This is a genomic window from Bacillus sp. LR_5, from assembly GCF_042709275.1.
On record NZ_JAVAXX010000042.1, the window covers coordinates 1 to 24,790 of the forward strand.

Consider the following 24,790-nt stretch of genomic DNA (forward strand, 5'->3'; position numbering starts at 1 on the left):
GGCTGAAGGCTATGAATACATGAATGAGAATGTGATTTTCAAAGAATTATATGCGATTGTCAGACACAGATTCGTGCTGATTCTGCTCATCACAATCGGCGTCACCCTTATTATGGGTTTTGTGCAATTTAAGGTCATTTCACCGACCTACCAGGCGTCGACACAGGTGCTGGTTCATGAATCAGACGGTGAAGAAAACTCGAATCTCAGTGACATCCAGCGAAATCTTCAGTATAGCAGCACGTTCCAATCGATTATGAAAAGCACTGCCTTGATGGAAGAAGTTAAGGCGGAATTGCACCTATCTGAATCGGCTTCCTCGCTGAAAGGAAAAGTGGTTACCAGCAGTGAAAATGAATCAGAAATCATTAACGTTGCCGTTCAGGATCACGATCCGGCGAAAGCGGCTGAGATTGCGAACACGTTAGTGAACAAGTTTGAAAAAGAAGTAGATGAAAGAATGAATGTACAAGGCGTACATATATTATCAGAGGCGAAGGCTTCTGAAAGCCCGATGATCAAGCCGGCCAGGCTGCGAAATATGGTCATGGCTTTTGGCGCTGCTGTCATGGGCGGCATTACACTGGCATTTTTTCTGCATTTTCTCGATGATACTTGCAAAAGCGCACGGCAGCTCAGCGAGAGAACCGGATTGCCATGCTTAGGCTCCGTTCCTGATGTCCACAAAGGGCGGAATCGCGGGATAAAACATTTCGGGGAGTGAAGCGAGTGATCTTTAGAAAAAAGAAAGCAAGGCGAGGTTTGGCTCAAATATCTGTTTTACACAATAAATCAGTTGTTGCGGAACAATATCGCACCATTCGGACAAACATTGAGTTCTCATCTGTCCAGACCAACTTGCGATCTATCCTCGTCACCTCCTCTGTGCCTGGTGAAGGTAAATCGTTCAGTGCAGCGAATCTTGCGGCTGTCTTTGCGCAGCAGCAGGAAAAGAAAGTACTGCTGGTGGATGCCGATTTAAGAAAGCCGACCATCAATCAAACGTTTCAGGTTGATAATGTAACCGGGCTGACAAATGTGCTGGTCGGCAATGCTTCACTCAGTGAGACGGTGCAAAAGACGCCGATCGATAACTTATATGTACTGACAAGCGGGCCGACCCCGCCAAACCCGGCAGAACTGCTGTCTTCCAAAGCAATGGGAGATTTAATATCTGAGATCTATGAACAATTCAGCCTCGTCATCTTTGATTCCCCTCCGCTTTTGGCTGTTGCAGATGCTCAGATTCTAGCAAATCAGACAGACGGCAGCGTGCTCGTCGTTTTAAGCGGAAAAACAAAAACCGATACCGTTCTGAAAGCAAAAGATGCACTGGAACAATCCAATGCGAAGCTGTTAGGCGCTCTTTTAAACAAAAAGAAAATGAAAAAATCGGAACACTATTCCTACTAGTTTTTGTAAAGGTGATGTCTCCTGACCTGTATCAATGGAGGCACTCGGCTCTGCTGTGGGCAGCTGAAGTTGCTGCCTTAGATGCTGGTCGTCGCTGGCGGGGCGTGAGGATGGGTTAAATGCCCACTTATCTGATATATACATAGGACGTGTTGTCGGTTTAGCTGCTGCCGATTTTTTGGAGAGACGAAAACCGCCGCAGCTAAACCGATAAAAGAATTAGGGGGGAAAAGGTTGAGTTACCGGAGAAGACTGTCAATGATTATTGCGCTGGATACTTACCTCGTTTTAAATTCAGTTATTGCAGGATATCAATTTTTAAAAGATTCCTATCAATTTTATGACTCCGGAGCATTACTGCTTACCGCTGTCAGCTTGCTCCTCAGCTATCATGTGTGTGCTTTCCTGTTCAATCAGTATAAACAGGTGTGGACATACACCGGGCTTGGTGAGCTGATTGTCCTGCTTAAGGGCATTACGCTTTCCGCCGCTGTGACCGGTATCATTCAGTATGCTGTGTATCACACGATGTTCTTCCGTCTGTTAACCGCGTGCTGGGTGCTTCAGCTTTTGTCTATTGGAGGGACCCGTATTTTATCCAGAGTATTAAACGAAAGCATCAGGAAAAAACGCTGCGCCTCGTCCCGCGCGCTGATTATCGGGGCGGGCTCAGGTGGGACTCTGATGGTCAGGCAGCTGCTTTCGAAAGATGAACCTGATATCATACCTGTCGCTTTTATTGATGACGACCAAACGAAGCATAAATTAGAAATTATGGGACTGCCCGTAATCGGCGGAAAAGAAAGTATCATGCCTGCGGTGCAAAAGCTCAAAATTAATTATATTATTATTGCCATTCCTTCACTCCGCACCCATGAGCTTCAGGTGTTATATAAAGAATGTGTGCGAACCGGAGTAAGCATTAAAATTATGCCTCATTTTGATGAAATGCTGCTTGGCACACGAACTGCCGGACAAATCAGAGATGTAAAAGCTGAGGACTTGCTCGGCAGAAAGCCGGTAACCCTCGACACTAGCGAAATTTCGAACCGCATCAAAGGAAAAACAGTTCTCGTCACGGGAGCGGGCGGATCCATCGGCTCGGAAATCTGCCGACAGATCAGCGCGTTTTTGCCTAAGGAAATTATTCTGCTCGGCCATGGGGAAAACAGCATTCATTCGATTTATACAGAGCTGAATGGACGATTCGGCAAACACATTGTGTTCCATACGGAAATCGCTGATGTGCAGGACCGCGATAAAATGTTTACCTTGATGAAAAAATACGAGCCGCATGTTGTCTATCATGCAGCTGCCCATAAGCATGTGCCTTTAATGGAACACAATCCAGAAGAGGCGGTCAAAAACAATATTATCGGAACAAAAAATGTCGCGGAAGCAGCCGATATGTCGGGAACTGAGACATTCGTGCTGATTTCATCGGACAAAGCGGTGAACCCAGCCAACGTAATGGGGGCGACAAAACGATTCGCAGAGATGATTATTATGAATCTTGGGAAAGTCAGCAGAACCAAATTTGTTGCTGTTCGCTTCGGCAATGTACTCGGGAGCCGCGGCAGCGTCATTCCAATTTTCAAAAAGCAGATTGAAAAAGGCGGCCCGGTGACAGTAACACATCCGGCAATGACCCGCTATTTCATGACGATTCCCGAGGCATCAAGGCTTGTGATTCAGGCTGGGGCACTGGCGAAAGGGCGTCAAATTTTCGTTCTCGATATGGGAGAGCCCGTAAAGATTGTGGATCTTGCCAAAAACCTCATTCATTTGTCCGGCTACACGACTGAGCAGGTTCCGATCGAATTCACAGGCATTCGTCCGGGCGAAAAAATGTATGAAGAATTACTGAACAAAAATGAAGTCCACGCTGAACAAGTCTTTCCAAAAATTCATATCGGCAAAGCGGTAGACGGCGACTGGCCGGTGCTGATGCGCTTTATCGAGGATTTCACTGAACTGTCGGAAGCCGACCTGAGAGCGAGGCTGTTTGCGGCAATCAATACATCAGACAAAATGACGGCTGCCAGCGTTCATTAGGGGGAGTGAAAATGACGAAAAAGATATTGTTTTGCGCGACTGTTGATTATCATTTTAAGGCCTTTCACCTCCCTTATTTTAAATGGTTCAAGCAAATGGGCTGGGAGGTTCATGTCGCCGCGAACGGACAAACCAAGCTGCCGTATGTGGATGAGAAATTCTCCATCCCGATTCGCAGGTCACCTTTTGACCCTCAGAACCTGGCCGTTTATAGGCAGCTGAAGAAAGTGATTGACACCTATGAATACGACATTGTCCATTGCCATACACCGGTCGGCGGCGTTCTCGCCAGACTGGCGGCGAGGCAGGCACGGCGGCACGGAACAAAGGTGCTGTACACAGCGCACGGATTTCACTTCTGCAAAGGGGCACCGATGAAAAATTGGCTTCTTTACTATCCGGTTGAGAAATGGCTTTCAGCATATACAGACTGCCTGATTACGATTAATGAAGAGGATTACATACGGGCGAAAGGACTTCAAAGGCCGGGCGGAAGGACGCAGAAAATTCACGGCATTGGCGTCAACACCGAGCGTTTCCGGCCTGTCAGTCCGATAGAGCAGCAAAGACTCAGAGAAAAGCACGGGTTCCGTGAAGATGATTTTATATTGGTTTATCCGGCTGAGCTCAATCTGAACAAAAACCAGAAGCAGTTAATTGAAGCCGCAGCCTTGCTAAAAGAAAAAATTCCCTCACTCCGCCTTGTGTTTGCCGGGGAAGGGGCAATGGAACATACGTATCAAACGTTAGCTGAAAAGCTTGGTGCCTCCGCCAATGTCTGTTTTTACGGCTTTTGCAGCGACATACATGAGTTGATTCAGCTTGCGGATGTATCTGTCGCATCCAGCATTAGAGAAGGCCTCGGTATGAATGTGCTTGAGGGAATGGCGGCAGAAAAACCGGCGATCGCCACAGATAATCGCGGGCATCGGGAAATCATCCGCGACGGAGAAAACGGTTTTCTGATCAAAATCGGTGACAGTGCTGCTTTTGCCCGCCGGATTGAACAGCTTTACCATAAGCCGGAGCTCTGCCGAAAGCTGGGACAGGAAGGCCGAAAAACAGCCTTGCGCTTCTCGGAGGCGCGAACGGTGGAAGAAATGGCAGATATTTATTCCGCGTACATGGATATGGATACAAAGGAGAAAAGCGTATGAACTCAGGACCGAAAGTTTCTGTCATTATGGGCATTTATAATTGCGAACGCACATTGGCAGAAAGCATAGAATCCATACTCAGCCAATCCTATAAAAATTGGGAGCTGATTTTGTGCGATGATGCGTCAACAGACGGCACGCTCCGCATCGCGAAGCAGTATGCCGCTCATTACAGCGACCGCATCAAACTGATTCAAAACAAAACAAACAAGCGGCTTGCCGCATCATTAAATCATTGTCTTTCGCATGCGACAGGCGATTATATTGCACGTCAGGACGGAGATGACCTTTCGTTTCCGCGCCGTCTGGAAAAGCAGGTCGCGTTTTTAGAAAAGCACCGACACTATCAGGTGGTTGGCACCGGCATGCTTGTGTTTGATGAATTTGGCGTAAGAGGAAGCCGCATTCTGCCTTCTGTTCCAGAGCCGGGCATCATGGCAAAAGGGACTCCATTTTGCCACGGCACGATTATGATGAGAGCGAGTGCCTACCGCACGCTGAAAGGCTACCGGTCGGTGCGGCGGACGAGACGAATGGAAGATATTGATTTGTGGCTTCGCTTTTTTGAAGAGGGCTTCAGGGGCTATAATCTTCAGGAAGCCTTGTATAAAGTGAGGGAAGACAGCGATGCATTCAAACGGCGGTCATTTACGTATTCAATCGACAATGCCATTCTTGTCTATCAGGCGTGCAGACGCTTGAAGCTTCCTTTATCTGATTACATATATATCGCAAAACCGTTAATCCGCGCCTTTATGCCTGCAGCCGTGATGAATCGCTACCATAAAAAAAGAGTGATGAACCAAAAGGAAGGGCTTGTCAAGCATGAATAGCAGCCAAAAGCGCGTGCTCCATGTTCTCAGCGGCATGAACAGGGGCGGCGCGGAAACCATGGTAATGAATTTATATCGGAAGATGGACAAAAGCAAAGTGCAATTTGATTTTTTAACGTATCGAAATGATCCGTGCGCTTATGATGAAGAGATTTTATCTTTAGGCGGGCGGCTTTTTTATGTCCCGAGCATTGGGCAAAGCAATCCCCTTACATTTGTGAGGAATGTGAGAAACGCGATAAAAGAAAACGGGCCGTTCAGCGCCGTTCATGCGCACACGGATTTCCAAACGGGTTTTATCGCCCTTGCGGCAAGGCTTGCCGGAGTGCCGGTCAGGGTATGCCACTCCCACAATACGTCTTGGAAGACCGACTTCAATTGGAAGGATCGCTTGCAGCTGCTGGTGTTCAGGCGGCTCATCTTGGCGAATGCGACAGCGCTATGTGCCTGCGGAGAGGATGCGGGCAGGTTTTTATTTGGACAGTCCAACATGGAGCGGGAGCGTGTTCACCTTCTTCCTAACGGGATTGACCTTGAGTTGTTCGCCCCAAATGGGCAGGCGGCTGATGAAGAAAAAGCAGCACGCGGCATTGCAGCCGACCGGCTCATCATTGGCCATGTGGCCCGGTTTCATGAAGTGAAAAACCACGCGTTCCTGCTGAAGCTTGCCGCACATCTCAAAGAAAGAGGCGTTCGCTTTCAGCTTGTTCTTACAGGAGACGGGCCGCTGCGAGGGGAGATAGAGGATGAGGCGCGCCGGCTGAATCTGCTATCAGATGTTCTCTTTTTAGGCACTGAAGAACGGATCCATGAACTAATGCGTACATTTGATGTGTTTGTCATGCCGTCTCTGTACGAAGGCTTGCCGGTTGTGCTTGTGGAAGCGCAGGCGTCGGGGCTTCCATGCATCATTTCAGACAGCATTACAGAAAAAGTCGACGCCGGTCTCGGGCTTGTCACAAGATTAAGTCTTTCTGAACCGATCAGCGTCTGGGCTGAAACCATTGCAAGGGCGGCCGCCGCAGGCAGGCCGAAGCGTGAGTTCATCAAAGAAACACTCGCTCAACTTGGCTACGATGCACAGCAAAATGTAGGAGCGCTGCTGAATGTATACAACATCAGCACGGAAAAGGACCATAACCGATGATTGTATATGCCGTCAATATGGGGATTGTATTTATTTGGTCTTGGTTCGCTAAAATGTGCGGCGGCCGTGACGATTCGCTTGCCACGGGGTATCGGCCGAATAAGCTTTTGATCTGGATTCCGCTCGCTTCACTTGTGCTCGTGTCAGGTCTCCGCTATCGAGTCGGCACGGATTTTCAGACGTATACGCTGCTGTACGAATTGGCGGGCGATTATCAAAATGTGTGGCAGATATTCGGTTTCGGCACAGCAAAAACAGCGACAGATCCGGGGTTTACCGCACTCCTTTGGCTGATGAATTTCATCACGGAAGATCCTCAAATCATGTATTTTACGGTGGCGGTCGTGACCTACAGCTTTATTATGAAGACACTCGCCGACTATGGCAGGCCGTTTGAGCTGAGTGTCTTTTTATTTTTGGGAACCTTTCATTACTACGCGTCTTTTAACGGCATCAGGCAATACATGGTGGCAGCTGTTTTGTTTTGGGCGATCCGTTATATCATCAGCGGGAACTGGAAGCGATATTTCCTGATTGTGCTGGTCAGCTCGCTCTTTCATTCGTCGGCGCTGATTATGATTCCAGTGTACTTTATTGTCAGAAGAAAAGCCTGGTCTCCGGCGATATTCGGCCTATCCGCTTTATTTCTTGGCATGACATTTTTATATCAAAAGTTTATTTCTGTGTTTGTCGTTGTGCTTGAAAACAGCTCATACAGCCATTATGAAAAATGGCTCATGACGAACACAAATGGAATGAATGTGATCAAAATCGCTGTGTTGGTTCTGCCGCTGTTCCTTGCATTTTGCTATAAAGAACGACTGCGGAGTCTGTGGCCGCAAATTGATATTGTCGTCAATTTGTGCCTGCTAGGTTTTTTGTTCGGCCTTTTGGCCACAAAGGACGTGATTTTTGCCAGATTCAATATTTATTTCGGTCTGTATCAAATGATCTTAGTCCCTTATTTCGTCAGGATATTTGATGAAAAATCGAACGCCCTTATCTATATCGCTATCGTTGTTTGTTATTTTCTTTACAGTTATTTGCTTATGCCGGTTGATTCATCCGTTCTGCCTTACAGAACGATTTTTTCCCGGTAATTTATGCACGAGGAGCCGGTCATTATGGAAATACCTGCGGTTAGTCTGTTAGTCGCTGTTTATAACACAGAAACATATATCAGAACGTGTCTCGAATCACTGCGGAACCAGACAGTGGACAATATTGAAATCATCATTGTCAATGACGGTTCAGCTGACGCCAGCCCGGATATCGCAGAAGAATACGCCAAAATGGACAACAGGTTCAAGGTGATTCATCAGGAAAACCAGGGACTCGGTGCGGTTCGGAATAAAGGCATTGAAGCTGCACGCGGCGAATTTATCGCGTTTATCGATTCAGACGATTGGATTGAGCCTGATTATTGCGAGCAGATGCTCCGGGCAGCAGGCGATGAAACTGATCTGGTCATTTGCAATTACGCCGCAGAGTTTGAGGACACTGGCAAAACCATGGACTCAGACATTGCCCAAACCTATCAGGATCAGCCGAAGGAGCACTATATCAAGGCGTTATTCGAAGGGAAGGTCAGAGGGTTTTCATGGAACAAACTGTACAGAAGAAGCATGATTGAAGCCCATCGGCTGTCGTTTCCGCTCCGAGGCGAGCTGGAGCATGTCGAGGATCAGTTTTTCAGCTTCAGGGCTCATTTTTTCGCCCGCTCAGTATCCTACGTAAAAACGCCGCTCTATCATTACCGAATTCACCTTTCCTCCATTGTGCAGCGCTATCAGAAAAAATTGTTTGAATCAGGACTTGCGCTGTATGAGGCGAATGCGGCGTTTTTACAGGAGAACAACAAACTGGAGGAGTATCGCAAGGAGCTTGATACCTTTATCGTTCTTCACAGCAGCATCTGTATGCTGAATGAATGGAAAACGAGCGGCAGCCGCCGGCTGTTTGAAAAGCTTAGAAATGTTGGCGTGATATGCGCGGACCCGGTGTTTCAAGAAAGTCTTTCAAAAACGGGTACTGCTCCTTTTGACGCAAAACGGTCATGCCTTCTTCTGATGGCGAAATACAGAATGATTCCGTTCGTCGCTATGGCATCGGCTGTGTATCAGCGGGTGATCGAGTACAAAATGAGAAACAGAGGGTGAGGACATGTCGTTACAATCGTTGAAAATCAATTTTGCAGAATGGCTGCTGCTAAAGGTCAAATACCCGTCCCAATATTGGCTGGGAGCGGCAGATCAACCGGTAAAGGCCGCAGCACATCAGAAAAAAATCATACTGACCCTGCTGCCGTCCCATGACAATTTGGGAGATCACGCAATTGCTTATGCCAGCAAGGCATTTCTTGAGCAAGAATACCCGGACTTTGACATCGTCGAGGTCGATATGAAGGACATTTACAAATCAGCAAAAAACCTGATCCGCTCGCGCCATCCGGAGGATATGGTCTTTATCATCGGCGGCGGAAATATGGGGGATTTATACCGTTATGAGGAGTGGACGCGCCGCTTCATCATTAAAACATTCCATGACTATCGGGTTGTCCAGCTTCCGGCAACGGCTCATTTTTCTGACACGAAAAAAGGGCGCAAAGAGCTGAAACGGGCACAGAAAATTTATAATGCGCACCCCGGCCTATTGCTGATGGCGCGGGATGAAACAACGTATCAATTTATGAAACAGCATTTTCAAGAAAAAACAATTTTGAAGCAGCCGGACATGGTGCTGTATTTAGATAGAAGCAAGACCCCCGCAGAACGCGAAGGGGTTTATATGTGTTTGCGCGAGGATCAGGAAAGCGTGCTTCAGGAGGACCAGAGGAACCGGGTCGAGGCTGCGCTATTTGAGGAATTCGGCGAGATCCAATCCTTTACGACAACGATCGGCCGCCGGGTCAGCCGCGATACACGCGAACAAGAACTTGAAGCACTGTGGTCTAAGCTGAAAAGCGCAGAAGCCGTCGTCACTGACAGGCTTCATGGCATGATTTTTTGCGCGCTGACAGGAACGCCGTGTGTTGTCATTCGCTCCTTTGACCATAAGGTAATGGAGGGCTATCAATGGCTTAAAGACATCCCGTTCATGAAGCTGATAGAACATCCGGAGCCAGAGCGCGTAACAGCCGCAGTCAATGAGCTTTTAACAAAAGAAACACCCCGTGCAGGCTTTCCGAGAGATGTGTATTTTAAAGGTCTGCGTGACAAAATCAGCGGTGAAGCGCAATGATCCCGCTCGTCAGCATTATTGTCCCGATGTATAATGTTGAACCATTTATAGAAGAGTGCATTGATTCTTTGCTTCGTCAAACGCTTTCTGATATTGAAATCATCCTCGTGAATGACGGAACACCGGATCGTTCAGGCGAAATTGCAGAGGACTATGCAAAACGGGATGCGAGAATCCGGGTCATTCATCAGGCAAACGGCGGGCTTAGTTCAGCGCGAAATACGGGAATAAAGGCCGCGCGGGGCACTTACATCGGCTTTGTAGACGGAGACGATTATGTATCATCCGCCATGTTCCAAAGGCTGGCTGAAGAAGCGGAGCAAAATCAGCTCGACATCGTCGGATGCGGTTTTTACAAACAGTCATCGGACAGGCGGACATATGTGCCGCCGCAGCTTGAGGCAAACCGCGTGCTGACGAAACCAGAAATGACTGAACAGCTTAAACATGCTCACGAAACGAGATTTATCTGGTATGTATGGCGTTATCTTTACCGCCGTGAGCTTTTTGATAGGGCGAATCTGATGTTTGATGAAGACATCCGTTTTGCTGAAGACTCTCCCTTCAATTTGTCCGCTTTTTGCGAAGCGGAGCGGGTGAAAATGCTTGATGAGGGATTGTACTTTTATCGTGAAAACCCGAACAGCCTGACAGAAATCCCTTATAAGCCGGCGATGGATGAACATCTTCAAAAACAATATCAAGCTAAAATCGCATTCTACAATCACTATGGCTTAGCAGGCGCATGCCAAGAAGATTTGAATGTGTACATTTGCAGGCACCAGCTTCCGATGCTTTTGGCAAATGCCTGTGCTTCTCCGAATTCGCCGAAAGACATCAAAAAGAAGATCAGACAGATTTTATCCTATGACATGGTGCGGCAGGCTGTCAGACATACACCGTTTCAGCATGAGAAATTATTAAGAGGAGAGCGTTTGGTATTAGCACTGTGTAAATGGCGGCTCACTTTTCTCATCAAGCTGTTTTTCGAGCAGCGGGGGAAAATGAAAGGCAGTGCGAAGCAGGCATGAATTTCACGATAAATTTCAGCGCTAATCTCACGGCTTTTCTGTTGTCTGTTTTCCTATCGGTTTGGATGACGCCTTTTATTGTCAGTACGCTTGGTGTGGAAGCGTTTGGCTTTGTTCACTTGACACAAAATGTGATTAATTACTTTTCGGTTATCACCGTGGCGCTCAGCTCGGTTGTCGTTCGATTCTTTTCTGTTGCTGCCCACAGGGGAGAGCGGGAGAAAGCAAATGCGTATATCAGCAATTATTTAGCGGCCTCTGTTTTGATTTCATTGCTGCTCTTGCTGCCGCTTGCGGGTTCGGCTTTTTTTATTGACCGCGTCATGAATGTGCCGCAAGCGCTTTTGGCTGATGTGCGTTTGTCGATTTTAATCGGCAGTGTGCTGTTTATTTTAACGTTTCTGATGGCGGGTTTCGGTGCTGCACCATTTTATGCCAACCGCCTTTATATCACCAGTTCCATTCAGGCGGTGCAAATGCTTATACGGGTGCTGTCTGTGCTGCTCCTGTTTGCATGCTTTGCGCCGAAAATCTGGCAGATCCAGCTTGCAGCTTTAGCTGGTGCTGTCATTGCGTCTGTGCTGTCTTTCTATTTCTTCAAAAAGCTGATTCCGTGGTTTTCGTTTCGTATGAAGGATCTTTCATTCCGCACAAGCAAGGAGCTGTTTCAAGCGGGCGCATGGAGCTCCGTCAATCAAATCGGCGTCCTGCTTTTTTTGCAGATTGATCTGTTAACCGCCAATTTGATGCTGGGGGCGTCCGCATCCGGGAAATACGCGGCGATTATCCAGTTTCCGCTGCTTTTGCGCAGCTTGGCCGGAACGGTCGCATCCCTGTTTGCGCCTATCATGACTTCATATTATTCAAAAGGCGATATGGAAGGGTTGATGAATTACGCCAATAAGGCAGTAAGGCTCAATGGTCTTTTGCTTGCACTTCCTGCTGCCTTATTGGGCGGATTGGCGGGACCTTTTTTGACAATCTGGCTCGGACCGTCCTTTTCAACGATAGCACCGCTTTTATTTATTCATGCCGGATACTTGGTTGTCAGCCTCGCCTTTATGCCGCTGTTTTATATATGGACCGCTTTTAATCAACAAAAAACACCGGCGATTGTTACCCTGCTGTTAGGTGCGGTGAATGTGGTGCTGGCGGTCACGCTGAGCGGGCCGGCTCATCTCGGTCTGTACGGCATAACATTGGCAGGGGCCATTTCTCTTATTTTAAAAAATGCCATCTTTACGCCGCTTTATGTATCCCGCATTACAGGCTACAAAAAGCACGTGTTCTTTAAAGGCATAATCGGGCCTCTATCAGCCGCTGTGTTTGCCTGGACGGTCTGTAAGGCGATTCAGTTCGTTGTGAAGATTGACGGCTGGCCGTCACTGATAGCGACGGGAGTGACAGTCAGCTTTTGCTACGCTGTTTTCGCTTTTATGCTCGTTTGTACAAAAGAGGAAAGACAGCTGGTATTAAAACGGTTTCGAAAAACGAAAGGAGCTGTGAATCTTTGATCCTGAAACGACTTTTTGATCTGACGGCCGCCATTTTTTTGTTGTGCTGTACAAGTGTGATCATTCTGTTCACCATCGCCGTTGTCAGGCTGAAAATAGGATCACCTGTCTTCTTTAAGCAAGTAAGGCCAGGCCTGCACGGCAAACCGTTCACCCTATATAAGTTCCGGACAATGACGGATGAACGGGACAGTGAGGGAAATCTGCTGCCAGATGAAGTCCGGCTGACGAAAACGGGCAGGCTGATCAGAAAGCTGAGCATTGATGAGCTTCCGCAGCTCCTGAATGTCCTGAAGGGCGATCTTAGCCTTGTCGGGCCACGGCCGCTTTTGATGGACTATCTGCCTCTTTATACAGAAAAACAGGCACGGCGCCATGAGGTGAAGCCGGGTATCACAGGCTGGGCGCAAATCAATGGCAGAAACGCGATTTCCTGGGAAAAGAAATTTGAATTAGATGTATGGTACGTTGACAACCGGTCATTTTTTCTCGATTTGAAAATTTTATGTTTGACGGTGCGAAAGGTCCTTGTTTCAGAAGGGATTCAGCAAACCAATCATGTGACCGCGGAACGGTTTACCGGAAGCGGAGATGTGTCCTCATGAAAAACGTGGCCATTGTGGGTGACGGCGGACACGGAAAGGTGATCAGAGAGCTGATAAACGCCCGCTCAGATACGAGCTTAGCCGCGGTGCTGGATGATAAATTCAAAACGTTCGAAGGCGGAAAAGAATGGTACACAGGACCGCCGGAAGCCGTTACTGAACTGCGCAGGCTCATTCCTGATGTGCTGTTTCTGATTGCTGTTGGGAATAACAGTGTCAGAAAACAGCTGGCGGTGCGACTGGGACTGAGGAAAGATGATTTTATTACATTGATTCACCCGTCAGCCATCGTCAGCAAGTCGGCTGTCATCGGGGAAGGGACAGTGATTATGGCGGGCGCGATCATTCAGGCGGATGCGCGCATCGGCGCTCATTGCATCATCAATACGGGTGCAGTGGCAGAGCACGACAATCAAATCAGCGATTACGTTCATCTGTCCCCGCGTGTCACGCTGTCAGGAGCGGTTTCCGTTCAGGAAGGCGCTCACGTCGGAACTGGTGCATCCGTCATACCGCAGATCACAATCGGGGCTTGGAGCATTGTCGGCGCCGGCTCCGCGGTGATCCGTCCCATACCGGACAGGGTAACGGCGGCCGGTGCTCCGGCACGCATCATTTCTTCCATTCAAACATCAAACAAAGGATGATTCTATGCATAAAAAAATCTACTTATCTCCCCCTCATATGAGCGGCAGGGAGCAGCACTATATTTCAGAAGCCTTTCGCTCAAACTGGATCGCGCCGCTTGGGCCGCTCGTGAATTCATTTGAAGAACAGCTGGCAGAACGAGTCGGTGTAAAAGCAGCAGCTGCGGTCAGCTCTGGAACGGCGGCGATTCATCTGGCCCTGCGTTTGCTTGAGGTAAAAGAAGGTGACAGCGTGTTTTGCCAGTCCTTCACATTTGTAGCAACCGCCAATCCGATTTTATATGAAAAAGCGGTGCCCGTCTTTATTGATTCTGAGCCTGATACGTGGAATATGTCGCCGACAGCCCTTGAAAGAGCATTGGAGGAAGCGAAAAGAAACGGAACACTGCCAAAAGCGGTTATTGCCGTCAATCTATATGGGCAGAGCGCGAAAATGGATGAAATCGTAAGCCTGTGTGATGCATACGGAGTTCCTGTCATTGAGGACGCAGCCGAATCTCTCGGCACAGTCTATAAAGGGAAGCAAAGCGGAACGTTCGGGCGCTTCGGCATTTTTTCATTTAACGGGAACAAAATCATTACCACATCAGGGGGAGGGATGCTCGTTTCAAATGATGAAGCCGCAATGGAAAAAGCAAGATTTCTCGCTTCGCAGGCACGAGAGCCGGCTGTTCATTATCAGCACAGTGAAATTGGACATAATTACCGGCTGAGCAATATCTTAGCCGGCGTCGGCATTGCCCAGCTTGAGGTGCTGGATGAGCGAGTGGAAAAAAGAAGGACCATTTTCACGAGATACAAAAATGCGCTCGGTCACATAGACGGCGTCCGCTTTATGCCGGAGTACGCAGCCGGCGTATCCAATCGCTGGCTCACCACGCTCACACTTGATAACGGGCTCAGCCCATATGACGTAGTTCAACGTCTTGCTGAAGAAAACATTGAAGCCCGTCCGCTGTGGAAGCCGCTCCATACCCAGCCGCTGTTCAATCCGGCTTTATTTTATACTCATGAAGATACAGGAAGCGTATGCGAAGATTTGTTCAAGCGAGGAATCTGTCTCCCATCGGGGTCCAATATGACAGAAGATGAGCAAGACTGGGTCATTGAAGTGCTACTGCACTTATTCCAAACTGCCGAGGTGAAGAAATGGACAGCAAGCATTCGATGATCAGCCTAAAACAGAAACTGTCCGGGCTGCTCGACGTCATTCCGAAACAATCAGAGATTATATATGCTGACTATCCTCTATATGGGAATGTAGGGGATTTATTTATTATGAAAGGAACAGAAGCCTTCTTTAAAGAACACGGGATTCGGGTCAGAAAACGCTGGAATCCTGACAATTTTCCAGTCGGGCGAAAGCTTGATCCGAATCTGATCATCGTCTGCCAGGGAGGCGGAAACTTCGGGGATCTGTATCCGTACTATCAAGGCTTTAGAGAGAAAATCGTTCAAACCTATCCGAACCACAAAATTGTGATCCTGCCGCAATCGATTTATTTTCAAAACAAAGACAACCTCAAACGGACGGCAGAGATATTTTCTAAGCATGCGAACCTTCACATCATGACAAGGGAAAAAGCCTCCTATGCTACGGCACAGGCCTATTTTACAACAAATCACATTCAGCTTCTGCCTGATATGGCTCATCAGCTGTTTCCCGTCATTCCCACGCAGCAGCCGTCCAATCAAAAGCTGAGATTTATCCGAACAGATCATGAAGCAAACCAGGCGCTTCAGGAACACACAGAAGCGGAAAGCTACGACTGGCGCACGGTGCTGTCAGCTTCAGACCGCCGGACGATTGCTTTTCTGCAAACGCTGAACGTCCTGAATAAAAAAGCAGGCAACCCTTTGCCCATTGCGTATATATGGGGAAAATACTCGGATTATATCGTCCAAAAAGCCATTCGGTTTTTCAGCCGTTACGAATCGGTGGAAACGTCAAGGCTGCACGGACACATCTTGTCCTCTCTTCTTCAAAAAGAAAACACGGTCATTGATAATTCCTATGGGAAAAACGCCAATTACTTTCATACCTGGATGGAAGGAGTGCCGAGCACCCGGCTCATCCAGAACGCCTCAAAGAAGGAAAACCTTCCTGCTCACATGTGAGCGGAAGGTTTATTTTGATTCTCCACGTTTGACTTTGTTGTATGCTTCATCTAAATGCTGAATCCGTTTCAGGACAACTGCGTTTTTCGTCAGCTGGTCCTGCACGAGTGTTGAGACAACGGAACGGTAGTAGCTGTTCATCGCGTGGATTTTATCCTCAGACTGATTCATTTCAATATGCTGTTTTAAATTCTCAATAAAATAAGGGACGGAAAAAAGTTCAGACATTTCTTTGGCAGCTCCTTTTTCATAAATGTATACGGTGTGATCTCAATCATGTACAATGAAGAAAGGGGAGTGAGCATGATGGATATGAAACTTCAGCAAGTACAAGTATTAAAGCCTCAACTGACACAGGAGCTCAGGCAGGCCATCACGCTGCTTGGCTATCATTCGGCAGAACTCGCCGAGTACATTGATGAGCTCTCACTGGAAAACCCTCTTATTGAACGAAAGGAAACAGACACACCGCCACTATCTTACCATAAAACAAACAAAAACAGGATGAATGCACAGGAAGCGGGCCTTCAATTAAGTAATCCGCAAAAAACATTGCAGGATGCGTTAAAACAGCAGTCACTCGATATGAATCTGACCAACACTGAAAAAAAGATTTTTAATTATCTGATTCATTCGCTTGATTCAAACGGGTACTTGGAAGAAGATGTGGAGGAGGCAGCACGGCGCCTATCTGTATCGGCTAAGGAAACGGAGGCTGTTTTGGCAAAACTCCAGTCATTAGAACCGGCTGGAATCGGTGCGAGATCTTTGCAGGAATGCATCCTTCTTCAATTACAGCGGCTGCCGAACAGAAATGAACAAGCGGAAATGCTGGTTTCAGCTCATTTTGATGCTTTTGCGCAAAAAAAATGGAAAGCGCTTTCAGTAGAGACGGGAATTCCGCTTCATACCATTCAAGATATCTCAGATGATATCGCGGCTCTTCATCCTAGACCTGGCCTTCTGTTTGCCCGGCCAGAGCAAGATGTGTATATTGAGCCTGATATTTTTATCACCGTAAAAAACGGGCACATTGCAGCGGAACTGAATACCCGCTCGTTTCCCGAGATCGATCTGCATCCGCAGTACAGAACGCTTTTATCATCCGGCTCCTGTCAGGATACTGTCTCCTATTTATCTGCGAAATATCAGGAGTGGCGCTGGCTGAGCCGCGCGCTGCGGCAGCGAAAACAGACAATCACGAGAATTATCAATGAACTGATCACACGCCAAAAGGATTTCTTTCTGAAAGGGCGAAGCGCAATGAAGCCGCTGACTCTCAGAGAGGTGGCGGACTGTCTAAGCCTTCATGAATCAACTGTGAGCCGGGCCATTAAAGGGAAAACAATACAAACGCCTTACGGGCTGTTTGAGATGAAACTCTTTTTCTCAGCAAAAGCCGAGGCTTCAGGAGAGGGAGATGCGTCGAATTATGCAGTCAAAATGCATCTGGAAGACCTGATCAATCAAGAGGACAAAACAAAACCGCTTTCAGATCAAAAGCTTGTCGATTTGCTGTATGAACAACACGGCATCCAAATCTCGAGACGCACCGTGGCAAAATATCGCGATCAAATGAATATTCCTTCATCGGCAGCGAGAAAGCGATATAAATAAAATCCTCCCTAGACGGGAGGATTTTTTTAAGGAATCATCCAGCTGAATACGTGATGCTGCAAAAAGGTGATGATACAGACGAGCAGCAGCAAAAACAGACTGTGTTTAATGGTAAAGCGGAAAAGATCTGACTCCTTTCCAGCGAGTCCTACGGCGGCGCACGCCACCGCTATCGACTGCGGCGAAATCATTTTTCCTGTGACACCGCCTGAAGAGTTGGCGGCGACAGACAGAACAGGGTCCATACCGACCGATAACGCGGTGACTTTCTGCAGGTTGCCGAACAGCAGGTTGGCGGAAGTATCCGAGCCGGTAATGAAGACGCCGAGCCAGCCGAGGACGGGCGAAAAAAAGGTAAACATCGAACCTGTCAGCGCGAGTGTCATCCCGAGTGTCGTGCTCATTCCCGAGGAGTTGGTGACATAGGCAAAACCAACGACAGAAGCAATGGTCAAAATCGGAAGCTTCAATTCTTGGACTGTTTCTTTAAAAACGGTTCCCCAGTCTTTCCATGAAATCGCCGTGATGAACTTTGACAGCACTGCGGCAATCAATATCGCGGTGCCGGCTGAACCAAGCACCTCCAGCTTGTAAACCGCTTCAATCGGCGTACCGTCAGCATTGACAATCTGATTGTTCAAAAAAGGCACACCTGGGGCAAAAGTCAGTTTTTCTCCAACTGCATTGAGCCACTTCAAGAACACCGCAGAGCCTTCATAATGCCCGGTCAGTGCAGATTTGACAGATGGAATGCCCCATACGGAAATCATCGCCGTCAGCAGCAGAAATGGCGACCAAGCCTTAAAAATCTGTCCGCTGCTGTACGCAGGCGCCGCCGGATTTGTGCGCGCCGTTTCAATTGAGGCGGCCGACTCTTGTTCACCGGCAAACCGGAATGTTGTTTTCGGCTTCCACCATTTCAAAAACACAGCAAGTGCAGCCATTGAAACAAGAGCTGACAAAACATCGGGCAGCTCAGGCCCTAAAAAATTGGAACTGAGATATTGAACAACAGCAAAGGAAACACCAGATACGAGAATCGCCGGCCAGATCTCCAAGGCTTTCCTGAACCCGCTCATGATGATGATTAAATAAAGAGGAATAAATACGGATAAAAACGGCAGCTGCCGCCCGACCATTTGCGAAATCTCCATCGCCGGAATCCCTGTCGGCCCTTCTACGGCTGTAATTGGAATCCCAATCGCCCCAAAGGCAACCGGCGCCGTATTGGCGATCAAACAGATCCCCGCAGCATAAAGAGGATTAAAGCCGAGACCGACCAGCAGCGCGGCAGAAATGGCGACCGGCGCTCCAAAGCCTGCTGCCCCTTCTAAAAAAGCCCCGAATGAAAAAGCGATCAAGAGAGCTTGAAGCCGTCGGTCATCAGTAATCGAGAGAACAGAGCTGCGAATGATATCAAACTGTCCCGTTTTCACAGTGATTTTATACAAAAAAACAGACGTCACAATGATCCAGCCGATCGGCAACAATCCGTATACGGCTCCTTGTGTCGCGGACATCAGAGCTTTTTCCGCCGGCATACGATAAACCAATACAGCAATGATAAGGGCGATCCCCAATGTGGCCAAGCCTGCTGTATACCCCTTCATCCGTTTAATTGCGAGTGCCCAAAAAAAGAAAATAATCGGTACAAGTGCGGCAAGCGCTGATAATAGCAAATTTCCCCCTATAGGCGTATATGCCTGTGTCCATTGCATCCCAAACCCCTCCTTGAAACATAAACTGGCGCTATATGTAAGCGGTTTCTATAGATGATATGATCATCTGATGACTGGGTAATAAGACCAGTTACCTAGCATTATATTTTGAAAAAAATCAAAGTACAAGACTTTTTGACAAAATAGTCAAAATCTTTTGGCGGCCCACAAAACAGAGTATAATAGATCGTAAACAGCCAGACCTACAAGTTACGGGGTGAATTGCATTGAAATATAAACAGATTAAAACAAAAAAAATATATGAAGAAGTAGCGGATGCCCTATTAGATATGATCAAAAACGGCGAATTGAAGCCGGGGGATAAACTGGACTCTGTTCAGGCGCTTGCTGAGAGCTTTCAAGTCAGCCGTTCAGCGGTTCGCGAAGCACTTTCTGCGCTAAAAGCGATGGGGCTTGTCGAAATGAAACAGGGAGAAGGCACGTATCTGAAGGAATTTGAGCTCAATCAAATTTCTCAGCCGCTCTCAGCCGCCCTTCTGATGAAAAAAGAGGACGTCAAGCAGCTGCTTGAGGTCAGAAAACTGCTTGAAATCGGCGTGGCTTCACTAGCGGCTGAAAAAAGGACAGAAGCAGATCTCGAAAGAATTCAGGATGCACTAAAGGAAATAGGCAGCATTGAAGCGGACGGGGAGCTGGGAGAGAAAGCAGACTTTGCATTTCATCTTGCGCTTGCGGACGCTTCTCAAAATGAACTTCTTAAACACTTGATGAATCACGTGTCCTCATTGCTGCTGGAAACAATGAGGGAAACGAGGAAAATCTGGCTGTTTTCCAAGAAGACCTCCGTTCAGCGGCTGTATGAGGAGCACGAACGGATTTACAATGCTGTGGCTGCCGGGAACGGTGCACAGGCGGAAGCCGCCATGCTGGCGCATTTGACGAATGTGGAAGATGTGCTTTCGGGATATTTCGAGGAAAATGTGCAATAACCAACTCATTTCCCGGGCAATTCCGCCGGTTCCGAATGGCACGAACAACTGAGACTGAGCCGCAAATGGTTCAGTCTTTTTACATGAGGCAGCCAGAGGGCTTTGTGCACTTGACATTTGCGAAAAAGAAAGTAAAATATTTTACTAAAACAATGCGAGCTGAATAATGGAGGCAGATGCAATGGCGACAATTAAAGATATCGCGCAGGAAGCGGGATTTTCAATCTCGACCGTTTCCCGCGTTTTAAATAACGATGAAAGCCTTTCTGTTCCTGATGAAACACGGGAGAAAATCTATGAAGCGGCGGAAAAGCTCAATTACCGCAAAAAAACAGTAAGGCCGCTGGTGAAACATATTGCGTTTTTATATTGGCTGACAGATAAAGAAGAATTAGAAGATGTCTATTTTAAAACGATGAGATTAGAAGTAGAGAAACTGGCGAAAGCATTCAATGTCGATATGACCACTTATAAAATAGCGGATGGAATCGAGAGCATTCCTGAACATACGGAAGGGTTTATTGCCGTCGGCACATTTTCAGATGAAGAGCTGGCTTTCCTCAGAAATCTCACTGAAAACGGCGTGTTCATCGATTCAACTCCTGATCCCGATCATTTTGACTCGGTAAGGCCCGATTTGGCACAAATGACAAGGAAGACGGTAAACATCCTGACTGAGAAGGGGCATAAGAGCATCGGTTTTATCGGCGGCACTTACAAAAATCCGAATACCAATCAGGATGAAATGGACATCCGTGAACAAACCTTCAGATCCTATATGAGGGAAAAAGCCATGCTGGACGAGCGCTATATTTTCTGTCATCGCGGATTCTCTGTAGAAAACGGCTACCGCCTGATGTCAGCAGCGATCGACACATTAGGCGATCAGCTTCCGACTGCTTTTATGATTGCAGCGGACCCGATTGCAGTGGGCTGTCTGCAAGCCCTGAACGAAAAAGGGATTGCCATACCAAACAGGGTAAGCATTGTGAGTATCAACAACATCAGCTTCGCGAAGTATGTCTCGCCTCCTCTGACGACGTTTCATATTGATATACATGAATTATGTAAAAATGCTGTTCAATTACTGCTTGAACAAGTGCAGGACAAGAGAAGAACGGTAAAAACATTATATGTGGGCGCAGAATTAATCGTCAGGAAGAGTATGAATGAAGAATGACTTAGGACACTAAGTCATTTTTATTTAAGTAAAAAAATTTACTCTATGAGGTAAATAGTTTGTTTACACATTTTCTCAAGCGTGCTATATTATTTTAAAAGCGCTTTCATTCATATCGAAAGGGTGACAATCAATGAAAAAGGCAAAAAGGTGTTCCGTATTCATGCTCTGCGCAGCTGTCAGTTTATCCTTGGCGGCTTGCGGCCCAAAGGAAAGCAGCAGCGCCAAATCGAGTTCAAAAGGGTCAGAGCTTGTTGTATGGGAGGATAAAGAAAAGAGCATCGGCATTAAAGCCGCCGTTGCTGCGTTTGAAAAAGAGCATGATGTGAAGGTCAAAGTCGTTGAAAAACCGTATGCCAAGCAGATTGAAGATTTGCGAATGGACGGACCGGCCGGCACAGGCCCTGACGTGTTAACAATGCCAGGAGACCAAATCGGAACCGCTGTCACGGAAGGATTACTCAAGGAATTACATGTCAAAAAAGACGTTCAATCACTTTATACTGACGCTTCCATTCAGTCTCAAATGGTAGATCAAAAGCTTTATGGACTGCCAAAAGCGGTCGAAACGACTGTCCTTTTTTACAACAAAGATCTCATCTCCGAAAAGGAATTGCCCAAAACGCTGGAAGAGTGGTACGACTATTCCAAAAAGACTGCTGATGGCAGCAAATTTGGCTTTTTAGCCCTATTCGATCAAATTTATTATGCAGAAAGTGTGATGAGCGGATATGGCGGATACATTTTTGGAAAGGCCAAAGATGGGAGCTATAACCCGTCAGATATTGGAATCAATAATGAAGGAGCTGTCAAAGGTGCGGCGCTGATTCAGAAGTTTTACAAAGATGGCTTGTTCCCGGCTGGCATTATTGGAGAACAAGGGATTAACGTATTGGAATCGCTGTTCACAGAAGGAAAAGCCGCCGCAATTATTTCTGGTCCATGGAATGTAGAAGCCTTTTCGAAAGCAGGAATCAATTATGGCATTACGAAACTGCCGAAGCTGGAAAATGGGAAAAACATGAGCTCCTTTATCGGCGTCAAAAGCTACAACGTCAGTGCATTTTCAAAGAATGCAGAGCTGGCGCAAGAATTAGCCGTTTTCCTGGCAAATGAAAAAAATTCTAAAACACGATATGAAGAGACGAAAGAAGTTCCTGCTGTGAAATCCCTAGCCAATGACCCGGCTATTATGAAAAGCGAGGCGGCACGGGCAGTTACTGAACAATCCCGTTTCTCAGAGCCAACACCAAATATTCCGGAAATGAATGAAATATGGACGCCGGCTGATTCAGCATTACAGACGGTTGCAACAGGGAAGGCAGATCCGAAACAAGCATTGGATCAAGCAGCTGAAACGGCCAAAGGACAAATTAAGGCAAAGCACAGCGGAAAATAAAGAGAAAGCTAGATTTATATTGTAAGAGAGGTGAAAACGGTGCAGCATCGTCAAGTCGCTTTGTTGCTTTCTATCATTCCGGGACTCGGGCAATTTTATAACAAGCAATGGATAAAAGGTATTGTCTTTCTTTTCTTAGGCGCATCGTTTTTTGCGGTCTTTGGGAATTTGCTCAATATGGGGTTTTGGGGAATCTTTACACTGGGAACAGAAGTGCCGCGGGATAATTCCGTTTTTCTGCTGGCGGAAGGAATTATTGCTGTCATCGTGACCTGCTTTGGCCTTGCGGTGTATTATGTGAATCTTCGCGATGCGTTCCAAAGCGGAAAACAGCGTGATGAAAATAAGCCATTAAGTTCCTTAAAGGAACAATACCAACATATCATTTCTGAGGGCTATCCTTATGTCGTCAGCGGCCCATCTTTGTTTATTTTAATTTTCGCCGTGATCTTTCCTATCTTATTCAGCTTTGCATTAGCGTTTACAAACTATGATTTGTATCATTCTCCTCCTGCAAAATTAATTGATTGGGTCGGTTTTCAAACGTTCGCAAATATTTTCACAGTTGATATTTGGAGGTCGACTTTTTTTGATGTACTGGCTTGGACGGTGGTTTGGACACTTGCTGCATCCACACTGCAAGTCAGCTTGGGGATTTTTCTCGCGATCATTGTGAACCAGAAAGACCTTCGGTTTAAACGTTTTTTTCGGACGATTCTGATTTTGCCATGGGCCGTTCCCGGTTTTGTGACGATTTTAATTTTTGCGGGACTGTTTAATGATAGTTTCGGTGCGATGAATCACGACATCTTGGCTTTCTTCGGGATAGATCCGCTTCCGTGGATGACAGATGCCAATTGGTCGAGGCTTGCGTTGATTCTCATGCAGGGCTGGCTCGGATTTCCGTACATCTTTCTCGTCTCAACAGGCGTATTGCAATCCATCCCGGACGATCTGTATGAAGCAGCTACGATTGATGGCGCTTCTGTCTTTTCAAAGCTGAGATACATCACGCTTCCGATGGTGTTCATTGCAATGGCTCCGATTATCATTACTCAGTTTACGTTTAACTTTAATAACTTTAATATTATCTATCTATTCAATGGCGGAGGTCCGGCTGTAACCGGATCAACAGCCGGCGGGACAGATATCCTCGTTTCATGGATTTATAAATTGACAATGCAGTCAAGCCAATATTCACTTGCTGCGGCTTTAACCATTTTATTATCTGTATTTGTTATCTCCATCGCATTGTGGCAGTTCAGACAGACAAAGTCTTTTAAAGAGGAGGCATAAGGCATGCTGGCAGATATGAAGGTCAGAAAATATATCCGTCTCCTTTTCTCTTACTTGTTGCTAGCCTTTATGGCGGTCATCATTGTTTATCCTCTCCTTTGGACGGCAGGCGCAAGCTTTAATCCTGGCAACAGCTTAATCAGTACATCCATCATTCCGAAGCATCCGACATTCGACCATTACAAGGAATTATTTGCGGGCAAAGAAAGCCTTCAATATGTGCAGTGGTATGTCAACTCAATGAAGATCAGCCTGTTTACAATGGCAGGGTCTTTGCTCTGTGTGACATTTACAGCCTATGCGTTTTCGCGTTTTCGCTTCAAAGGCAGGAAATACGCTTTAACGCTCTTTTTATTGCTGCAGATGATTCCTCAGTTTTCAGCTTTAATTGCCTTGTTTGTGCTGGCGCAAATCTTGGGAATGATCAATAGCCATTGGCTGCTAATCTTGCTTTATATCGGCGGCCTGATCCCGATGAATACGTATTTGATGAAAGGGTACATGGATTCCATTCCGATGGATTTAGACGAAAGCGCCAAGATTGACGGTGCCAGCAGCACCAGAATCTTCTTCCAGATCATTCTGCCATTATCAAAACCGATGGCGGCAGTCGTGGCCATGAACGGCTTTACCGGTCCGCTCGGAGATTTTGTGCTGTCCTCAACCATATTGAGAACGCCTGAATCATATACATTGCCCGTCGGTCTATTCAATTTAGTGAATGATGTCATGGGGGCCAGCTATACGACATTTGCGGCCGGAGCCCTGCTTATCAGCATACCGGTTGCCGTCATCTTTATCATGCTGCAAAAGAATTTTGTGTCCGGATTAACCGCAGGCGGAACGAAGGGCTAAGAGAAAAAGGAGGAG

General features: G+C 47.0%; 23 protein-coding genes. 21 read left to right on the top strand and 2 right to left on the bottom strand.

Features of this window, described 5'->3' with window-relative positions; all coding sequences use genetic code 11:
• The first annotated feature begins 19 nt into the window (after positions 1-19).
• The 15 genes from RAC86_RS11710 to RAC86_RS11780 all read left to right on the top strand — a co-directional run bounded on the left by RAC86_RS11710 (position 20) and on the right by RAC86_RS11780 (position 15,760).
• Positions 20-724, top strand: a complete 705-nt coding sequence (locus RAC86_RS11710; protein WP_377885668.1) for a YveK family protein — start codon at positions 20-22, stop codon at positions 722-724.
• Between the two features lie 5 nt (positions 725-729).
• The gene (gene epsB / locus RAC86_RS11715; RefSeq protein WP_003228249.1) at positions 730-1,413 is read left to right on the top strand and encodes a protein tyrosine kinase EpsB; all 684 of its coding nucleotides are present in this window, start codon (positions 730-732) and stop codon (positions 1,411-1,413) included.
• Between the two features lie 234 nt (positions 1,414-1,647).
• The gene (locus RAC86_RS11720) at positions 1,648-3,468 is read left to right on the top strand and encodes a polysaccharide biosynthesis protein (protein ID WP_377885644.1); all 1,821 of its coding nucleotides are present in this window, start codon (positions 1,648-1,650) and stop codon (positions 3,466-3,468) included.
• 11 nt (positions 3,469-3,479) lie between these two features.
• Positions 3,480-4,625: a glycosyltransferase family 4 protein gene (locus RAC86_RS11725; protein WP_033883461.1), complete on the top strand. Its 1,146-nt coding sequence runs from the start codon at positions 3,480-3,482 to the stop codon at positions 4,623-4,625.
• On the top strand, positions 4,622-5,458 hold the full coding sequence (gene epsE / locus RAC86_RS11730) for a glycosyltransferase EpsE (protein ID WP_072175082.1): 837 nt from the start codon (positions 4,622-4,624) through the stop codon (positions 5,456-5,458). Before RAC86_RS11725 ends, epsE begins: the two co-directional genes overlap by 4 nt.
• Positions 5,451-6,605 (top strand): glycosyltransferase family 1 protein, encoded by a 1,155-nt coding sequence (locus tag RAC86_RS11735; protein ID WP_377885647.1) that lies wholly within the window; start codon positions 5,451-5,453, stop codon positions 6,603-6,605. The genes epsE and RAC86_RS11735 overlap by 8 nt, the downstream gene beginning before the upstream one ends.
• The gene (gene epsG / locus RAC86_RS11740; RefSeq protein WP_003228259.1) at positions 6,602-7,705 is read left to right on the top strand and encodes a biofilm exopolysaccharide biosynthesis protein EpsG; all 1,104 of its coding nucleotides are present in this window, start codon (positions 6,602-6,604) and stop codon (positions 7,703-7,705) included. Before RAC86_RS11735 ends, epsG begins: the two co-directional genes overlap by 4 nt.
• Before the next feature lie 24 nt (positions 7,706-7,729).
• Complete coding sequence (locus RAC86_RS11745; protein WP_095843963.1) at positions 7,730-8,764, top strand: glycosyltransferase family 2 protein; 1,035 nt, start codon at positions 7,730-7,732, stop codon at positions 8,762-8,764.
• A 4-nt stretch (positions 8,765-8,768) separates the two neighbouring features.
• Entirely contained in the window at positions 8,769-9,845 is a 1,077-nt protein-coding gene (locus tag RAC86_RS11750) for a polysaccharide pyruvyl transferase family protein (protein ID WP_041333229.1), read from the top strand.
• Entirely contained in the window at positions 9,842-10,876 is a 1,035-nt protein-coding gene (locus RAC86_RS11755; protein ID WP_377885649.1) for a glycosyltransferase, read from the top strand. Before RAC86_RS11750 ends, RAC86_RS11755 begins: the two co-directional genes overlap by 4 nt.
• Positions 10,873-12,390: an MATE family efflux transporter gene (locus tag RAC86_RS11760; protein WP_377885651.1), complete on the top strand. Its 1,518-nt coding sequence runs from the start codon at positions 10,873-10,875 to the stop codon at positions 12,388-12,390. The genes RAC86_RS11755 and RAC86_RS11760 overlap by 4 nt, the downstream gene beginning before the upstream one ends.
• A complete protein-coding gene (locus RAC86_RS11765; RefSeq protein WP_014480945.1) occupies positions 12,387-12,995 on the top strand; it encodes a sugar transferase in 609 nt (202 codons plus the stop codon). The genes RAC86_RS11760 and RAC86_RS11765 overlap by 4 nt, the downstream gene beginning before the upstream one ends.
• Positions 12,992-13,642, top strand: coding sequence for an acetyltransferase (locus RAC86_RS11770; protein ID WP_377885653.1), 651 nt, complete (start codon positions 12,992-12,994; stop codon positions 13,640-13,642). The genes RAC86_RS11765 and RAC86_RS11770 overlap by 4 nt, the downstream gene beginning before the upstream one ends.
• 4 nt (positions 13,643-13,646) lie before the next feature.
• Entirely contained in the window at positions 13,647-14,813 is a 1,167-nt protein-coding gene (locus RAC86_RS11775; RefSeq protein ID WP_377885656.1) for a DegT/DnrJ/EryC1/StrS family aminotransferase, read from the top strand.
• Entirely contained in the window at positions 14,792-15,760 is a 969-nt protein-coding gene (locus tag RAC86_RS11780; RefSeq protein ID WP_377885657.1) for a polysaccharide pyruvyl transferase family protein, read from the top strand. The genes RAC86_RS11775 and RAC86_RS11780 overlap by 22 nt, the downstream gene beginning before the upstream one ends.
• A gap of 9 nt (positions 15,761-15,769) precedes the next feature.
• Here the strand turns inward: RAC86_RS11780 and yvfG are convergent, their stop codons facing one another.
• A complete protein-coding gene (gene yvfG / locus RAC86_RS11785) occupies positions 15,770-15,988 on the bottom strand; it encodes a protein YvfG (RefSeq protein ID WP_003219905.1) in 219 nt (72 codons plus the stop codon).
• A 78-nt stretch (positions 15,989-16,066) separates the two neighbouring features.
• On the opposite strand from yvfG, the gene rpoN reads away from it, so the two are divergent.
• A complete protein-coding gene (gene rpoN, locus RAC86_RS11790) occupies positions 16,067-17,377 on the top strand; it encodes an RNA polymerase factor sigma-54 (protein WP_041351752.1) in 1,311 nt (436 codons plus the stop codon).
• Between the two features lie 26 nt (positions 17,378-17,403).
• Here rpoN and lutP read toward each other — a convergent pair whose 3' ends face one another.
• A complete protein-coding gene (gene lutP / locus RAC86_RS11795) occupies positions 17,404-19,095 on the bottom strand; it encodes an L-lactate permease LutP (RefSeq protein WP_377885658.1) in 1,692 nt (563 codons plus the stop codon).
• Positions 19,096-19,322: 227 nt separating this feature from the next.
• Between lutP and lutR the strand changes: the two genes are divergently transcribed.
• The 5 genes from lutR to ganQ all read left to right on the top strand — a co-directional run bounded on the left by lutR (position 19,323) and on the right by ganQ (position 24,775).
• A complete protein-coding gene (lutR, locus tag RAC86_RS11800) occupies positions 19,323-20,045 on the top strand; it encodes an L-lactate utilization/bacilysin biosynthesis transcriptional regulator LutR (RefSeq protein WP_377885660.1) in 723 nt (240 codons plus the stop codon).
• A gap of 181 nt (positions 20,046-20,226) precedes the next feature.
• Positions 20,227-21,225 (top strand): galactan degradation operon transcriptional regulator GanR, encoded by a 999-nt coding sequence (ganR, locus tag RAC86_RS11805; protein WP_377885661.1) that lies wholly within the window; start codon positions 20,227-20,229, stop codon positions 21,223-21,225.
• 133 nt (positions 21,226-21,358) lie between these two features.
• The gene (gene ganS, locus RAC86_RS11810; protein WP_345805866.1) at positions 21,359-22,624 is read left to right on the top strand and encodes an arabinogalactan oligomer ABC transporter substrate-binding protein GanS; all 1,266 of its coding nucleotides are present in this window, start codon (positions 21,359-21,361) and stop codon (positions 22,622-22,624) included.
• 39 nt (positions 22,625-22,663) lie between these two features.
• Positions 22,664-23,920: a galactooligosaccharide ABC transporter permease GanP gene (ganP, locus tag RAC86_RS11815; protein WP_377885663.1), complete on the top strand. Its 1,257-nt coding sequence runs from the start codon at positions 22,664-22,666 to the stop codon at positions 23,918-23,920.
• A gap of 3 nt (positions 23,921-23,923) precedes the next feature.
• Entirely contained in the window at positions 23,924-24,775 is an 852-nt protein-coding gene (gene ganQ, locus RAC86_RS11820; protein ID WP_014478026.1) for a galactooligosaccharide ABC transporter permease GanQ, read from the top strand.
• Positions 24,776-24,790 lie beyond the last annotated feature (15 nt).

Coding starts and splice junctions, on each gene's coding strand:
- RAC86_RS11745 (WP_095843963.1), top strand. CDS start 7,730: ATGGAAATACCTGCGGTTAGTCTGTTAGTCGCTGTTTATAACACAGAA.
- lutP (WP_377885658.1), bottom strand. CDS start 19,095: ATGCAATGGACACAGGCATATACGCCTATAGGGGGAAATTTGCTATTA.
- RAC86_RS11750 (WP_041333229.1), top strand. CDS start 8,769: ATGTCGTTACAATCGTTGAAAATCAATTTTGCAGAATGGCTGCTGCTA.
- RAC86_RS11725 (WP_033883461.1), top strand. CDS start 3,480: ATGACGAAAAAGATATTGTTTTGCGCGACTGTTGATTATCATTTTAAG.
- RAC86_RS11770 (WP_377885653.1), top strand. CDS start 12,992: ATGAAAAACGTGGCCATTGTGGGTGACGGCGGACACGGAAAGGTGATC.
- RAC86_RS11735 (WP_377885647.1), top strand. CDS start 5,451: ATGAATAGCAGCCAAAAGCGCGTGCTCCATGTTCTCAGCGGCATGAAC.
- ganS (WP_345805866.1), top strand. CDS start 21,359: ATGAAAAAGGCAAAAAGGTGTTCCGTATTCATGCTCTGCGCAGCTGTC.
- ganQ (WP_014478026.1), top strand. CDS start 23,924: ATGCTGGCAGATATGAAGGTCAGAAAATATATCCGTCTCCTTTTCTCT.
- ganR (WP_377885661.1), top strand. CDS start 20,227: ATGGCGACAATTAAAGATATCGCGCAGGAAGCGGGATTTTCAATCTCG.
- epsE (WP_072175082.1), top strand. CDS start 4,622: ATGAACTCAGGACCGAAAGTTTCTGTCATTATGGGCATTTATAATTGC.
- RAC86_RS11760 (WP_377885651.1), top strand. CDS start 10,873: ATGAATTTCACGATAAATTTCAGCGCTAATCTCACGGCTTTTCTGTTG.
- RAC86_RS11775 (WP_377885656.1), top strand. CDS start 13,647: ATGCATAAAAAAATCTACTTATCTCCCCCTCATATGAGCGGCAGGGAG.
- epsG (WP_003228259.1), top strand. CDS start 6,602: ATGATTGTATATGCCGTCAATATGGGGATTGTATTTATTTGGTCTTGG.
- RAC86_RS11755 (WP_377885649.1), top strand. CDS start 9,842: ATGATCCCGCTCGTCAGCATTATTGTCCCGATGTATAATGTTGAACCA.
- RAC86_RS11780 (WP_377885657.1), top strand. CDS start 14,792: ATGGACAGCAAGCATTCGATGATCAGCCTAAAACAGAAACTGTCCGGG.
- rpoN (WP_041351752.1), top strand. CDS start 16,067: ATGGATATGAAACTTCAGCAAGTACAAGTATTAAAGCCTCAACTGACA.
- RAC86_RS11710 (WP_377885668.1), top strand. CDS start 20: ATGAATGAGAATGTGATTTTCAAAGAATTATATGCGATTGTCAGACAC.
- yvfG (WP_003219905.1), bottom strand. CDS start 15,988: ATGTCTGAACTTTTTTCCGTCCCTTATTTTATTGAGAATTTAAAACAG.